This window comes from Candidatus Limnocylindrales bacterium, assembly GCA_035559535.1.
In the GTDB taxonomy this organism is placed as follows: Bacteria; Moduliflexota; Moduliflexia; order Moduliflexales; family JAUQPW01; genus JAUQPW01.
The window spans coordinates 15,382-31,212 of record DATMBG010000035.1 but is presented as its reverse complement, the minus strand read 5'-3'; the positions used below and the strand labels follow the sequence as shown (position 1 = coordinate 31,212).

Here is a 15,831-nt window from a genome sequence, read left to right as displayed (position 1 = left end):
ATCGAACCGGGTTCTTGAAGTTCTCTAAACCGAAACCCGGAGAGTTATTTAACCTGATGCCATAGAATTTATGGCTATAGCAGACAACTAACAACGGATTGAGAAGCCATGTATACACAGTTTTATGGTTTCAGAGAAAAACCTTTCCGACTTACACCGGATACCGATTTTTTCTATCCCAGCTCGGTCCACAAACAAGCTTTGGCCTATCTTACCTATGGATTGGAAGATCGACAAGGTTTTATTACCATTACCGGAGAGGTGGGCTCGGGTAAAACAACTGTTATCCAGGTTCTTTTAAATAACTTAAAAGATACCACCAAAGTGGCTAAGGTGAATAATACCAAGGTAACCTTCCTACAACTTCTGGAAATGATTGTTCGGGATTTCGGCCTGCCGGTTCAGGGGAATTCTAAAACAGAATTACTGGAGATTCTCAATAAGTTCTTGATCCAACAACACAGTCTTGGAAATTACGTTTTACTTATCATAGACGAAGCCCAAAACCTCAGCAGCGCTTTACTCGAAGAAATCCGACTCCTTTCTAACCTGGAGACCAGTAAGGAGAAGCTCCTTCAAATTATCCTGGCCGGTCAACCTGAATTAGGGCGTAAATTGAGATTACCTCAACTTCGACAATTAGCTCAGCGAATTACCGTCACCTATCATATGACCGGAATGGATAGAAAGGATGTTGAAAGTTATATCCAATACCGTTTACAGGTGGCCGGAAATCAAAATAGGGCCTTATTTTCTTCGGAAGCAATTGATAAAATCACCGAGTTCTCTCGAGGAATTCCCCGAATGATCAACATTATCTGTGATGCAGCCCTGCTGACCGGATTTGTGAGTGAGAGGAAGCAAATCGATGAAGCCATTATTGCCGAGGTAATCCAGGAACTCAAAACCTCCCAAAGTGTCCCTCAAGAAGAAGAGAAAGAGATAACCCCTCAACCTGTTCCACAGCCCCTGACATCCAGCGTAGAAGTCCTATCGCTGATGTCTTGCCTGGAGAAGAGGCTGGACGACATGGCCAGCAAGCTGGAATGGGTTTGTAAGACCATTGAGACGGTTAAGCAAGGTCAAAGTGCAGGACCTGGGGAGGGAGTACAGACTTCTACAGGACCAGAGTTACCAAAAACCCAAATAATTTCTGAAGATCCGACCCCAAAGGATATTTTTAAATCTGTTTACGAAGAAAACCGGTTCGAAGATTATTCGGGATCCAAACTCCTTCATGAACTCATCCTCAGGAGTGGCTATTTTCCGTTACTGGTCTCCTTACTAAAAATTAATGTAACCAGTTTTTTTTGGTATGTGAATGACCTAACCAATCTGGTTTTGTGGATCGGGACCTTTGTTCAAGCCTGGTTTTTAAGTTTTGTAAAACCCGGAGATTTACGGTTTCCCCTCCCCGGTAAATTCCTTGGCAACCTGATTTCACCCTTTATCTATTCCAGTGTGGGCAGTATCCTCCAAGGATTCTTGTTTCTTTATCGATTTGAGTCCCTAACACTCTGGATATACTCCCTCCTTATGGGGACTTTACAGATCATTCGCCGACGCGTAGTAAAGAAACAAAGAGCTATTGTTAGTTTCCTTGAAATCTTGGTTCGAACCTCTTTAATCCCGGTCTTATATACCTGGCACGAATTGGAGAGGAGAAATACAGGCTTTTCTTTCGGTGCCTTTCGAGATGTTTTTACCGAACTGTTTAAAAGTCCTGTTTCTGCCTATTGGGTTGAAGGCATTCTCATTTTGGGGATCTTCTGTGGATTAGACAAAATCCTGAAAACCAAAAAACGGGTTTAGCAGGCTATGGGTTATTTTGTAAGAACCCTTCTCGGGCAGGCTTTAATTTCTAAACAGAAAAGCCAGTTCTAAAGTTTTTCTGCAAAAAGGCAACGGACACATGGGCAGTCTTCGAGACTTATTAGTTTTAGCGGTTACTTTTTCTACCATTCCTGTGGCTTTACTTTATCCCTTTCTGGGTTTGCTGGCATTTAGCTGGTTGGCTTATATGCGACCTCAGGATCTGGCCTGGGGATTTGCAAGCCAGTATCGACTGTCTTATTACGTGGCTTTAGCTACCCTGGTGGGGATGGTTCTTAACAAAGAGCTCAAGTTTTTTAAGAAAAGTCCCATTAACGTTATCTTAATTTTGCTTTGGATTTGGGTTTCTTTATCTGTAGTCTTTGCCCTGGATCCTTCCCGATCTATGGGGACTTATATCCAGTTCTCCAAAATCCTTTTAATCTGCTTTATTACCACTGGGCTTGTCAATACCCGGGAGCGTCTTCGATGGTCTATCCTGGTGATCGCCTTTTCCTTTGGATTTTTAGGGCTTAAAAATGGTCTTTTTGGACTTACCCATGGAGGAGAAGTCCGATTTAGATCGGGAGTTGGAGGGTTAATCGGGGATAATAATGATTTTGCTCTGGCTTTAAATATGGCCATTCCTTTTCTGGTTTTCCTGGCCAAGGAGGAAAAAAACAGATACTCCAAATTCCTGTGGATTTTTTTCGTTCCTTTTACAGTGGCTACCGTGATTTTTACTTACTCCCGGGGAGGTTTTCTTGCCTTAACGGCCAGCCTTGGACTCTGCATTCTAAAGTCTAAGAGAAAAGCCTGGGCTCTGATCGCTGCGCCCATTATCCTTTACTTATTTCTCCTCTTTGCCCCGGCTACCTATATGGAACATATCAGCACTATTTTTGCCCAGGAAGATGAAAGAGATGCCTCTGTTCAAGGTCGGCTAAATGCCTGGCGGGAAGCTATTGAACTCTCCGGAAAGTACCCTTTCCTGGGAGTTGGAGTCCGGAATTTTCTCTCCGTTTCTGAAGGATCCATCGTAACCCATAACTCTTATCTCCAGATCCTTATTGATACCGGCTATCCCGGTCTTGGCATTTACTTGCTTTTACTGGGCACCACGTTTCTTACCCTATGGAAAGTAAGAAAACTCGCCAGAATAAGAAACCGGAAGCAGGAAGATAGAGCCTGGAAACCCAGAGACCCTCTTAAGCCTTATGGTTCAAATTCCCTTCCGGATCAACCCTCTGATTTGAGCTGGATGATTCATTACTCCCATATGTTTGAGATATCTTTGATCGCCTTCCTCATAGGAGGAACCTTTCTGGATAGGGTTTACTTCGACCTGACGTATCACATCATGGCTTTGACGGTCTGTCTACAAATACTTGCCTGTGAGCATTTCTTAGGAACCCAGCAACAGGAACAAAACAGGATTCCTTATGGTAGGGGAGTTGGTAAAAAGCTCCAGCCTACTGAGAAGGTAACCGTTTGAGCGGAAAAGTATGCATGACGTTGGAATTATCGGTGCCGGCTATATTTCCTCATTTCATGTTGAAGCTCTAAGAGGTTTATCCCATACTCGCATTGTCGGGGTTTATGATACCCATAGAGAGAAAGCTGAACTCCTGGCGAAAAAAGAGTCTATCCCCAGAGTATTTCGATCCCTGGACGAACTTATAGCAAGCAAATGTTGTAATTTTGCCCATGTCCTGGTTCCACCCCCTTTCCATAAGAAGGTAGCAGTACCTTTACTGAAGGCCGGGATCCATGTCTTTTTAGAAAAGCCTATGGCGACTTCTTCCGAAGAATGCCGGGCTTTAATGGAAGCCGCCAAAGCAGGCGGTGCTTATCTGGGTGTCAATTATAATGCGCTCTTTCATCCGGCCTATCTGGCCATGAAAAAAAAGTTACAGGACCGCACCCTGGGAAATCTCCATTATATTGTTTCGTTTATGAACGTTCCTTTAAGGCAACTTTCCGCCCGGCAGTTCGGTCACTGGATGTTTCAGCTACCCCAGAATATCATCCTGGAACAGGGGGTTCATCCCCTTTCTCAAATTTATGATCTGGCCGGAAAGATGTGGCAGGTTAGTACTCTGGCTTCCGGTCGACAGGAACTAAGCCCGGGAAAACTGTTTTATGATACCTGGCAGATCTCTATGATCTGTGAAAAAGCTGTTGCCCAGGTATTTCTCTCCGTCGGACAGGAGTTTACCACCTCTGGAATCATAGCCATCTGTGAAGATGGACTTGTTCAGGTTGATTTAATGAATAATCGATTTTTTATTCAAAGCAAGACCCGATGGCCTGAATTCTATGATAGCTTTCAAAACGCACAAAGGTTGATTAAGGATATGGGTCAACAAAGCCTGGCCAATTTAGGGAAATATATTTTATCCACCCTACAGATCCTGCCACGATCGGATCCCTTTTTCCTAAGTATTCAGAATAGTATCCGGGCTTTTTACCAGGGGGTTGATCAGGATGAACCTTTTATCGACGGGTCATTTGGATCCTATGTGGTCGAAATGTGTGAAAGGATCAGCGAGGGCGTTGCCTTACAGGAATCTCAAACCGGGGAACCCAACTCGATTTTAGAAAGTTCCCGGCCCCCTAAAACTCCGAACATCTCCTGCGATGTCTTAGTGATTGGGGGGACCGGTTTTATCGGTTATCATCTGGTGAAACGGCTTTTAGCTGCCAATTTAAAGATCCGGGTACTGGCAAGGAATACCTGCTTACTGCCTTCCTTATTTCAGGATCCCCGGGTAGAGGTGATATCGGGGGATATGGAAAATTTAGAAGAGGTCAGCCGGGCGATTAAAGATGTCCCTATTGTGGTTCATCTGGCCCAGGGGGGAGGGGGAGACTCCTGGGAAGAGATTCGGAAATCCATGGTCTATGGAACTCGAAATATCGCCGAAGCTTGTTTACAACATGGGGTTAAGCGTTTGATCTACCTGGGTTCCATCGCTGCATTATACCTGGGGGATAAGAAAATCATAACGGACCCGGCAGACCTGGATCCCCATATCGAGAACCGTGCACTGTATGCCAGAGGAAAAGCAGCCTGTGAAAAGCTCCTGTGGGAATTACACAAGGAGAAGGATTTACCGGTTTGTATTCTAAGGCCGGGAATTGTTATCGGAGAAGGAAGATCCCCTTTCCATAGCGGGTTAGGGCAGTTTAATCAGGATACGTATTGCATCGGCTGGAATGATGGAAAAAATCCGCTCCCCTTGGTTTTGGTGGAAGATGTCGCCGAAGCCATCTTTTTAGCCATGAAAGCAGACACTGTAATCGGTAAATCTTATAACGTGGTCGGGGATGTCCGTCTTTCTGCCAGGGAATATATTGGGGAATTAGCTAGAATACTGGATCGACCCCTACAATACTATCCCCGATCCCCCTTAAAGTTACAGGTAATTGAAATGGGGAAGTGGGCCATTAAAAAAATCATCGGCCGAACCGATGCGACCTTTCCAAGCTATAGAGATTTAAAGTCCAGGGGATTGGTTTCACAATTTGACTGTTCGGCTATTAAGAAAGATTTGAAGTGGACGCCCGTGGCAGATCGGGATGAGTTTATCCAACGGGGACTTGAAGTTCATAAGAAAAAATCTCCCGTGGAGAGCGAAATCCAATCGCACTGAAATACCGTCATGGCCTCTCCACCCCGACATCTCCTACATGTTTTTTCTACCTTCGGAATGGGAGGTCCCCAGGTACGAACCTGTGAACTTATCAACCATTTTGGCTCCAGGTATCGGCATACCCTTATAGCCATGGATGGAAATTATGCCTGTCGGGAAAGACTAAAAGAAGGCCTTAATATCCGATGGATTCCCCTCCGGATCCACAAGAAAGAAGAGTTAAAGAATCTTTTTCTGTTTAGAAGGCTGTTACAGGAGATTCAGCCGGATTTGTTACTCACCTACAACTGGGGAGCTATAGAATGGAGCCTGGTCAATCATTTTTTCCCCATTTGCCCCCAGGCCCATACGGAGGATGGTTTTGGACCGGATGAGTTGATAACCCAAAAACCCTGGAGAATCTGGATCCGGCGTTTTTTCCTATCCCACGCTTATAAAATCATTGTTCCTTCTAAGACTTTATATCGCGTAGCACTCCAGACCTGGAGGTTGAGTGAGAAATCCGTGGTTTATATTCCCAACGGCATAGATTGCGAAAAGTATTCAAAACAGGTCCTTTCCAGAAAAGGGTCGGAATGGGAATTTTGTCGAAATAGTCTGGTCATCGGGACGGTGGCAAGGTTACGGAAAGAAAAGAATCTCCTGCGTCTTTTGAGGGTCTTCTCCCGGCTGGCTCCTGAATTCCAGGCTAAACTCCTCATTGTGGGAGACGGCCCTGAGTATCCTCACCTGGTCAGGTATATCGAAGAAAATAAACTGCAGGAAAAGGTCAGGTTACTGGGCCACAGGGAAGATCCGGCTGAAGTTTTAAGCCTGTTTGACATTTTTGCCATTTCATCTGATACAGAGCAGATGCCTATCTCCGTCCTGGAAGCTATGGCCGCAGGATGCCCTGTTGTGGGAACCGATGTGGGAGATATAAAGGATATGGTATCTCCAGAAAACAGAGCTTATATCGGTCCCCGATCCGATGAAGATTTCTTTAGAAGAATGTTAGAAAAGCTCTTGAAAGAGGCACCCCTAAGAGCCTACCTCGGGGAGCAGAACCGGATTCACTGCAGGAGGTTTTTTGAAAAGAAGTGGATGTTTGAAGCTTACGAAAAGGTATATGAAATGAAGTTGTAAACAAATAAATGGGGGCAATGCATGATAACCATTTAGGTCCCCCCTCTCTTTAACCCTTTTCAGGAATAGGTTTTTCTAACCTAACCCCCTAACTCCCATAGACACCGGGATAAGAGGGAGATCCATACCTCACCCTTCCCTCTCTCCCTCCTCGCATGCGGGGAGGGAAGGAGTGGGGTCGGGAAGGGGGAACGGGGGGGTGAGGGTAGAGGATTACAGGGAGGGCCCTAGATTGCGTGTGGCCGATCGGATATGCAAAAAATTAAAATATTTCATCGAATTCTCGGCTGTCTGGGCATGATAGTTTTGTTCTTTTCCTTTTCCTTAAAAACCGCCCGGGCTTTAGAGGTTCCGTTAAAAGTTAAAGAGTATGCCGGTGTTGATCGTATCAACGATCCGGTGACTACAGGAATTCCGCTCCCCCAGGGAGTGGTTATGAAAGAACAGACTTTAAGAATAAAGGATGGGAAGGGGAAAGAGATCCCTTCCCAGTTCAGGGTTTTGTCTCGATGGCCTGATGGAAGCATCAAGTGGGTTTTGGCAGATTTTCAGGCTACGGTCAAATCGGGTAAAGAAACCCTTTATTCTTTGCAAGATGGGGGCGATCCATCAGAAAATTTTCCCCTTTCCCATTTAAAGGTTACAGAAACTAAAGATATCCTGACGGTGGCTACCGGAGCTTTGCAGTTAAGGATCAGCAAGAAGAAATTTAATCTCTTCGACCAGGTTTTTATGGATATAGATGGGGATGGGAAGGAAGATCCCCTTCTGTTGGATCAACTGGATGCGGGAGTCATTATAACCAAAAAAGACAACAAGACCCTTTACCTTTCTTCTTCAGATGAAGCTCCTCAAGTGGTGGTCGAAGAAAAGGGTCCGATGCGGGTAGTGATTCGAATCGATGGCCGACACAACTCCCATACTGAAAATGGAGTCTACAAAGACCAACTCTCTTATCTGGATTATACGGTTCGAATCCATGCCTATAACGATAAGAGTTATCTCAGAGTATTTTATACCCTCAAGAATCCCGATAGATTTACGGCCAGGAATTATCATGAAGGAGGTCCTGGAGTTTTCCACGAGTTTGAAGGCCTGGCCCTCAAGGTAAAGACAAATCTGACGGGTAATAAGAGCTTTATATTGGGTGGTGATAAGCGGGTACAGGCAAAATTAGGTGCGGGGGAGAGGGTGACCCTTTACCAGGATTCCAGTGGGGGACCCCACTGGGGGCCTTCCAAGGACGGAAGCCCTTTTTGGTCCACTTCCTTCCGGGGGTATAAGATTTACAAGAACGATCAGGAGATAAGCTCCGGGTATCGTTCCTCTGGATGGGGTGATCTCAGCAATGCAACCTGGGGACTTACGGTAAGCCTACGCCACTTCTGGCAGAATTTTCCTAAAGGGATTGAGCTGGAGGACTCTGGTTCTGTAATTGTGGAGCTTTTTCCTACAAGGTGGGCAAAACCCCATCGATTTGAAGGGGGTCGATATAAAACCCACGAGCTCTTCTATTATTTTCATTCCGGTCCTGCGGATAAGGCTCAATCCGAAAGAATCCTCCGATCCTTCCAGAATCCCCTCAGAGCCCTGGCTCCAAATACCTGGTATCAGGCGAGTATGGCTTTGGGTTATATGTCGGTTGAAGATGAGAAGCGTTTCCCTCAATATGAAGAGGCAGCCCGGTCGGTTATAGCGTATAAAGGACCCCATGCCAATATGGGGGATATTTACCGGGAGCGGGAAGATAAGGATGAGTACGGATGGCTCAATTTTGGGGATCACTACCGGGCCGGTTGGAAGGATGTTCGCTACTGGGGAAACAATGAATTTGATTTTTCCTATATCCTGTTACTTCAGTACCTTCGCATGAAAGATCATGATATCCGATTTTTTGAAAACGGAGAATATATGGTTCGCCACCTGATCGATATCGACCAGTATCACACCGATAGAGACCTGTTCTGGGCGAATCATGGAATCCATAAGCATGATGCCAGTGGTATTATGGATCATTCCAGGGAACCACAAACCAGTCATTTTTGGATAAGGGGCCTTCTAACGTATTATGTATTGACCGGGGATGAGCTGGCTCTGGAAAGTGCCCAAGAGGTGGGCCAGTGGCTCAAAAACCTTGAAACAGATCCCATTCATAAACCCGGGGATCTGGCCTATGCCGATGAACCCAGAAACCCTGGACAGATTGTACAGGCTTTGATGGATCTTTATGAGGTAACCGGAAATAAAGACTATTTACGTCTGGCCCGGGATGTTATCCGCTGGAAGATAACCCGAAAGTTGGTACCGGCTAAAGTTGGAGCATATTTCGGAGGAGAGGGGGAAACTCTTCCCTGGCAATTGGGATATGCAACGGAAGGCATAGGTCGTTATGCCTTGACCAAACGGGCTTTAGGAGAACCCGATCAAGAAGCAGAAAATAGTTTAATTAAACTCCTGGACTTTTTAAAAACCCCGGTTCCTGATGGACCTTTTTACCAAGACTCTTCTCGTATCGCTTTCATCTGGAGTGCTAAAGATCCTCAAAAAATGGAGCCGTCCCCCAATCTTCAAACCACGACAGACGGTTTTGCCTATGGTTATCTGTTAACAGGTCGAAAAGAGTACTGGGATATGGCCCGGGAGACTCTCAAGCACGTTTTTGATGACGGAACGCATTATTACACCACAACCCTGGCAACCCCTGCTAAAAATGCCGGATTTCATCTGAGATTTGGGCAGATCTACATGGGACTGACTCAACTGAGAAGTCCGGACCGGCAAGGGCTACCTCCCCGCCATTAAGATTTCCTGCTCTCAGACCCTCCCCTGGGTCCCCTTCCCGCTTTTCGGTCTGAACCTCTCTTCCCCCCTCCCTTGAGGGGGCACAGAGGCATAGGTGCCAGCTTAAGCTGAAAAGCCCCGTCAGGGACGAACCATGGGTAGTCCCGGATACAAACGGATACAAATCGGGGGAATTCAATCATTCAGAATTTTTTCAAGCTCCGAAGGAAGCTCCCCTTTCCTCTATATCCCCCTTTCCCCCGCATGCGGGGGAAAGGGGGATATAGAGGAGCGACCGGTTAAACAGGTCGTCCTGCCGGAGCTAACCTTCTTATCCTGGTGTGTAGGGGGTTAGAGGGATGTCTAGCCCCCAGGTCTAATCCTTAACTTGATGCCTGGGGGATCACCCCTACACATGGGGAATTAATATGGCATATAATCGGGTATTTACGGGATTCCCAGGACTTCTTTAGCCGGTGCAAACCGAAAATCCCTCATCAGAGCTCGGAGTTTCTTCTCCGTCTTATCCAGATTGACGTAATGACGAAATCGAGTCAAATGGCCGACCTGATTTATCCTGGGTTGGTCGGGATCTAACTCCCAGGGGTGCAAATATACCATCACCGGTTGACCTTCTTGATTTATTTTGCGGAGGCCCCAACGAAGGAAAAAATAGGGATAAAGACGCAAGTAGCCCCCTCCGGCGATAGGTATATTGGTACCCCAAAAACTGAGGGTAGAGGGGGGAAATTCGATGAGGCTTCCCAATCTTCCCTTGTCGATTACATAAGGAAATCGCCCGGCGTCGGGAATTCCATAACGATCATGTTTAATGGGAAAGATGCTGGAATCGTACTGGATTCCATTTTTGAGGAGGACTTCAAGGGCCCAAAGGGTTTCTCTGATGATGGAATAAGTAGGAGCCCGGTAGCCTACCACCTTGGTACCCGAGATATCCTCCAAAATTTGAATAGATTTGGATACATCCTCTTCAAATTCTTGTCTGGTCTGCTTATAAATAACTTTATGGGCATATCCATGGCAGGCAACTTCATGCCCTTCGGTACTGATCAGTTTTACGATTTGGGGAAATCGTTCTGCAATCCAGCCCAAAACAAAAAAAGTCGCTTTAACCCGGCTCTCGGCCAGTATTTCTAAGATCTTGTTGGTATTTGCTGTAACCCGACTTTCATATTGATCCCAGGTATCGAAATGGATAAAGCGGCTGAAAGCTTCAACTTGATAATAATCCTCAACATCAAAGGTTAATGCATTAATCGGAAGAACTTTCATAAAGAATGTTTTACTTTTTCGCATGGGAAGTTTGGGGAATATATTGATACAGACCTGCGGAAGTTCCTACATATAATCGGCTGGGGTTTTGAAGATCTGTGAGAATCGACCGGACATGAACCTTAAGATTGTTTTGGTCTATTTGTTCCCAGGTTGATCCCCCATCAGAACTTTTATATACTCCACTTCCATTCATACTTCCCACATAGATCAGATTTGGGTTAAAAGGATCCACGGTTATGGATCCGATTTCCAGGACATCTAATTTAGATTGACTTTTCTCCCACGTAGTTCCACCATCTGTACTTTTAAAGAGACCTTTCCGGGTACCGGCAAATACCACGTTGGGCTCATCGGGCTTAACAGTTAAAACCAAAACCGGCATATCTATGAGGCCATCGGTTAGTTTGATCCATCCCGTCCCCTCTGGATCTGTTCGATAGATGCCGTTATCTGTTCCAGCATAGAGAATATTTTCATTGATAGGATCCAGGGCCAGGGAGTAAACACGAGAGGAACTTAATCCGGCTGGCGTCCAGGTAGTTCCCCCATTGGTTGTTTTAAAGACTCCCGCCCCGGTTCCGGCATATAGCCTATTCAAGTTTACAGGATCTTGCAGGAGAGAAAGAATTTTGAGATTACGCAATCCCTTACTTTTTTTCTGCCAGCTGGCTCCACCGTTGAGGGTTTTAAAGACCCCGTTATGGGTTCCTGCATAAAGAAGTCCCGGTACACGGGGATCTATCACCAGTGCCTCAACATTGGTATCCAATAACCCATTGTTGGAACGGATCCAGGTAATTCCTCCATCTTCACTTTTGAAGATGCCTCCAAAACTTCTATCATAGGGTACCCCCACATATAAGGTTTTGGGGTTTTTTGGATCCTGAACGATGGTTTTTATATAGGTATGGGTGATTCCCGTGGCTGCACGTAGCCAACTTTTTCCACCATCCTCTGTTATTAAAATCCCCCCGTCTTCGATTCCCGCATAAATACGGTTAGGGTCTTCGGGATCCATAACCAGGGATTCTACAATAATAGATTTATCGGTTATAGGGGTCCAGTTTATTCCTCCATTGATACTTTTGAAAATACCCCCTACCGTACCGGCATATAAGATATTTGGATTTCGGTAATCCAGGACAAGGGCCTGGGTTCGAATGTTTGCCAACCCATGCCTCTTTGTAAACTTAACCCATTGATTTCCCCCGTTAACGGTTTTAAAGATTCCATTACAGGTTGCCGCATAAATAACATCCGGATCCCCGGGATCCATGATTAAAGCAAAAACATCTGAATCTAGATCCATGCCAACTGTGACCTTGTGCCAGGTCTCTCCGGCATCCAGGCTCTTATAAACCCGTCTCCAACTTCCGGCATACAGAATATGGGTATCAATGGGATGAATAACCAGGGATTCGATTTCAATATGTTCGAGTCCCTGGCTCTTCCTCTCCCAGGTAAGCCCTCCATCCTGGCTCTTATATACCCCGTTTAAAGTTCCCGCATACAGGATCTCCGGGTTCTGTGGGTCAAATTTCAGAGTTCGAACACTTACAGGCTCCAGGCTGCTAACCCGGCTCCAGGATTGTCCTCCATCGGTACTTTTAAATAAACCTCCTTTATTCCAGAGACCCCGCGTGCCCACATAGAGGGTTTCTGGATGTTCCGGGTGTGGAACAATAGCTTCAATGACCAGGCCACTTTCTCCCAGTCCGGGCTTTAACTCCGTCCAGGAAAGTCCCTTATCTTCACTTTTATAAATTTTTCCATCATTGGTTCCCGCATAAAGGACTTGAGGGTCATGGAAGTTTAAGGCAACGGTCTTAATATCTCCCCCATAGGGACCCCTTACAATCCATTCTTCTTCCGCCCAGATGTTGGGGATAAAAAAACCTAGAAAAGTCCATAAAAAAATTAAAACCTTCCCCTCTGGGAAAGCTATTTTCTTCCTTGAAGAAACTGCTTTCACAATCCCGATGAGATGATCCTTATATCGCTCCATAATCCAGACTAAGGATGAGAATTGAGCCTGGGGCTTCTTTCCATCCACCATCTTCTCATCTCCATCCTACTTGTTTCACACTTCCTTTATCATTCTTACCTTAGGTACTGGATTTTTTGATGTTAAACTCTGGTATTGACGGTGATTTTAAACCGGTAGAGGAAATAACCTCAGTTTCTCAGGTTGTCAGAGTATCTATAAAGCTTTACCATGCTGTGGATTGCTTCCAAAACATAGTCTTTTAATGAAAAACCCGTTTCCTTAGAAAAACGGGTTTTTCATTCCAGACATTTTTATGGCGAGATTGCCCTTATGGATTGAGTCATAGGGCAATCTCTTTTTATCAGAAGCTTGTTTTCAGGGTTTGAGGAAAATCAACTCATTTATTTAAATGGAACTCTATAGATTTCCACTCTTCTATTCTGGCGTCGTCCTTCTTCAGTTTCATTGGATGCAACGGGGTTCTCAGAGCCATGGGCTTCTATGGTAATACGGCCTGGATCAATTCCATGGCGTCTGACCAGATAATCTCTCACCGCTTCGGCCCGTCTTTGAGATATACGCCGATTCGCTTCTTCAGTGCCTACGTTGTCCGAATAACCCCTGAGAACAATACTCTGATCTGGGAATTGCTGGAGTGAAGTTGCAATATTGTCCAGGATAGCTTTGGCAATATTATCTAAGCGGGCGCTGCCGGGTCCGAAATTAACGGTACCTTCCAGAACTTCTTCACAAGTTACTTCAACTGTTACAGTCCGTGTAATGTCGCAGGCCGGATCTCCATCACTGACCTTCACTGTAATGTCGAAGGTTCTAGATGGGGCACCCAGTTCGCGGCAGCTTGGAGCTATCCAGGTAACCTCTGGGCCGGATCCTTCAATTCGACCTCCCGTAGCACTCCAGGTGTAGGTCAATGGAGACGGTCCTGCATCGGGATCCCGGGCCTCAACTCGAATTTGAACACTTCCACCTCCGGTGACTTTATCCGGGCTTGCAGTCATCGTGGTGATCTCCGGGCACTGATTACGTACGACAGGTGGCGGAGCCGGTGTCGGAGCCGGTGGTGGTGGGGTCGGTGTTGGCGTTGGAACCGGTGGCGGAGCAGGTTTCGCTGCAAAGGTATAGGTAAGACCACCAAAAATATGACTTACAGGGGCCTCGGGAACCGGTTCATCTCCTGCAAGCTTACCCCCCCATCCTCCGGTAATGGCTAATCCGTTGGAGAAACCCAAACGAATCCCTACAAGTCCTTCTCCTCCATCATCCACATTGTCCAGAGGACTTTCCTTCGAATCACTCTCACTTCGGGTTTCATGGAAGAACTTGGCTTCTCCAAAGATAGAAAATCGACTGGTGGCACTTCTGGCTACCGTCACTTCAACCCCGCCTCCATAAAAGACGGCATTTTCAAAAATTCCCTGGGTACAAATCCCTGCCGCAACACTTTGAGGAACCATGCAGTTAGCCGTAACGGTATCCCCCTCTCCGGAGAAGAAGTAACTCACATTTCCATACAGGGTCAGAGGGCCAGCATGTTTGCTGATAATACCTCCCAATTCAAAATCCGTTGTCCCACTTCCCAGACCTTTATTTTCATCTCCGGAAGGAAAAGAAACCCTCCCAAAAACTCCAATTCCAGGTACGCCTCGCCTATCCAGCACCAGACTCACTTTACCGACTAAATTGATATCTCCAATCCCACTTTCATCGATCTCTGGAAGACCAAATTCTGAATCTGCTTTGATCCGTACATAAGGAACCATCCCACCAATCTCGATTCGGTCAGTTATCCCAAAAGTCCCAACAACCCTTAACTGAAAAATATCCAGATCTCGAGGATCTGCGGGTAGAGCTGATTGGGTAAAATCCCCATATACTCCTAGAGAAAAACCTTTATGGCCTACGGTATCAGCTCCAAAGAGGGAATAGAGTCCGGTTGTTCCAAATTTCGTGGGGACATACCAGTAAGGTAGATGGGAATCAGGAAAGGATTGCTCAGAACCTCCAACTTCAGTTGTCTCTGCAGCATTCACGAGATTAAAAAGACAGAGGGTAAAAAACATAAGAGAACCAAGAATAGCTATACGTCTCTTTCTCATTACAAACCTCCCTTCTTTTCAGGATTAACGGGTATAACTCCATAAGAACATGACTTCCAAGTAACGAAAAATAAACCCTAACCTAGAGGTTGAAATAAACCCCTTTGAGCATTTCACGAGAATGAGTCTATCAGTTCACTCTTGTCTAACGACCACCCCCTTTAGGAGTAGGAAAAGATTTATTTGTCTAGCAGGTTTTACAGTTTTTCCCTATTTATCCTGTAGAACCTGCATAAGAAGAAAACGTCAGCCATTGAAAAAGCAGCCCTTAACTCATAGAGGATCTTAGGAATGTAACTAAGTAAGGTTATAAAATCACCGGCCTGGATTCCTACTCTGTATCCAAAAAAATAGAAAGCAATTTTCTTACCATACTACATCTTTAGTCCTATTAAATTCACTTCAATTACCTGAATGGTTTCATGGGAATATCTTTTATCTACAATAAATAATTTATTCTAAGTATAAGATGGAAGATTTTAAATTTTATGAATTTTAAGAATTTTTACGAATTGAATCTTTCCCAAAAAAGTTGTATCTCGTGGTTTTCAGCCTTTGTAGAAAGGTTCTGGGTATCAGACAAATCCCATAAAGAAGATATGGTACCAGCCCAGGATTGTCAATCATAAAGTTCCAAAAACTATGGAATTTTTCCAGAAAAGTTAGTCCATTTTCTCCTGGACCCACTTCATTCTTCTTCAAAAGGATGTTTAAAACAGCGTACTAAATTACGTTGTAAATTAATTATAAAAAGAATTTAACTGATTTCTTGCAAATTTTATAAATTTGGAAGTTTTCGTCTATCCAAAAGCTGTTTCATTATTTATTTGCTTCTCGGTTTTTCCCTCCTTGGGCTGTTTCATTTTCTTTCAACCCTTACAACCTCTCTCTTACCTGTCGTAGAAGTATCTGGATCAAGTTGTTCTATTCTATGAAATGGTAAATCCCTTGCTTCTCTGATTCCGGAACAAACAGTCCATAAATTTGTTGAGTACTCAGACCGATTTGCGTTTCGTGGAGTCAAGGGTCGGTTTGAAACCGACCCCTTAAGGAGAGG

Annotated in this window: 8 protein-coding genes; 5 read left to right on the top strand and 3 right to left on the bottom strand. The window is 45.2% G+C overall.

Annotation, left to right across the window (positions count from 1 at the left end; genetic code table 11):
* Positions 1-108: 108 nt before the first annotated feature.
* The 5 genes from VNM22_11685 (at position 109) to VNM22_11665 (ending at position 9,395) form a co-directional block, all read left to right on the top strand.
* Positions 109-1,812, top strand: coding sequence for an XrtA/PEP-CTERM system-associated ATPase (locus tag VNM22_11685; protein HWP47815.1), 1,704 nt, complete (start codon positions 109-111; stop codon positions 1,810-1,812).
* Between the two features lie 100 nt (positions 1,813-1,912).
* Entirely contained in the window at positions 1,913-3,307 is a 1,395-nt protein-coding gene (locus VNM22_11680) for a putative O-glycosylation ligase, exosortase A system-associated (protein HWP47814.1), read from the top strand.
* Between the two features lie 10 nt (positions 3,308-3,317).
* Positions 3,318-5,468, top strand: a complete 2,151-nt coding sequence (locus VNM22_11675; GenBank protein HWP47813.1) for an NAD-dependent epimerase/dehydratase family protein — start codon at positions 3,318-3,320, stop codon at positions 5,466-5,468.
* A 9-nt stretch (positions 5,469-5,477) separates the two neighbouring features.
* Positions 5,478-6,593, top strand: coding sequence for a glycosyltransferase (locus tag VNM22_11670; GenBank protein HWP47812.1), 1,116 nt, complete (start codon positions 5,478-5,480; stop codon positions 6,591-6,593).
* A gap of 252 nt (positions 6,594-6,845) precedes the next feature.
* On the top strand, positions 6,846-9,395 hold the full coding sequence (locus tag VNM22_11665) for a beta-L-arabinofuranosidase domain-containing protein (protein ID HWP47811.1): 2,550 nt from the start codon (positions 6,846-6,848) through the stop codon (positions 9,393-9,395).
* A 426-nt stretch (positions 9,396-9,821) separates the two neighbouring features.
* Here the strand turns inward: VNM22_11665 and VNM22_11660 are convergent, their stop codons facing one another.
* From VNM22_11660 to VNM22_11650, 3 genes are all read right to left on the bottom strand, one after another.
* Positions 9,822-10,667 (bottom strand): XrtA system polysaccharide deacetylase, encoded by an 846-nt coding sequence (locus VNM22_11660; protein HWP47810.1) that lies wholly within the window; start codon positions 10,665-10,667, stop codon positions 9,822-9,824.
* Positions 10,668-10,677: 10 nt separating this feature from the next.
* On the bottom strand, positions 10,678-12,726 hold the full coding sequence (locus tag VNM22_11655; GenBank protein ID HWP47809.1) for a hypothetical protein: 2,049 nt from the start codon (positions 12,724-12,726) through the stop codon (positions 10,678-10,680).
* 332 nt (positions 12,727-13,058) lie between these two features.
* Entirely contained in the window at positions 13,059-14,774 is a 1,716-nt protein-coding gene (locus VNM22_11650) for an OmpA family protein (GenBank protein HWP47808.1), read from the bottom strand.
* Between the last annotated feature and the right edge of the window lie 1,057 nt (positions 14,775-15,831).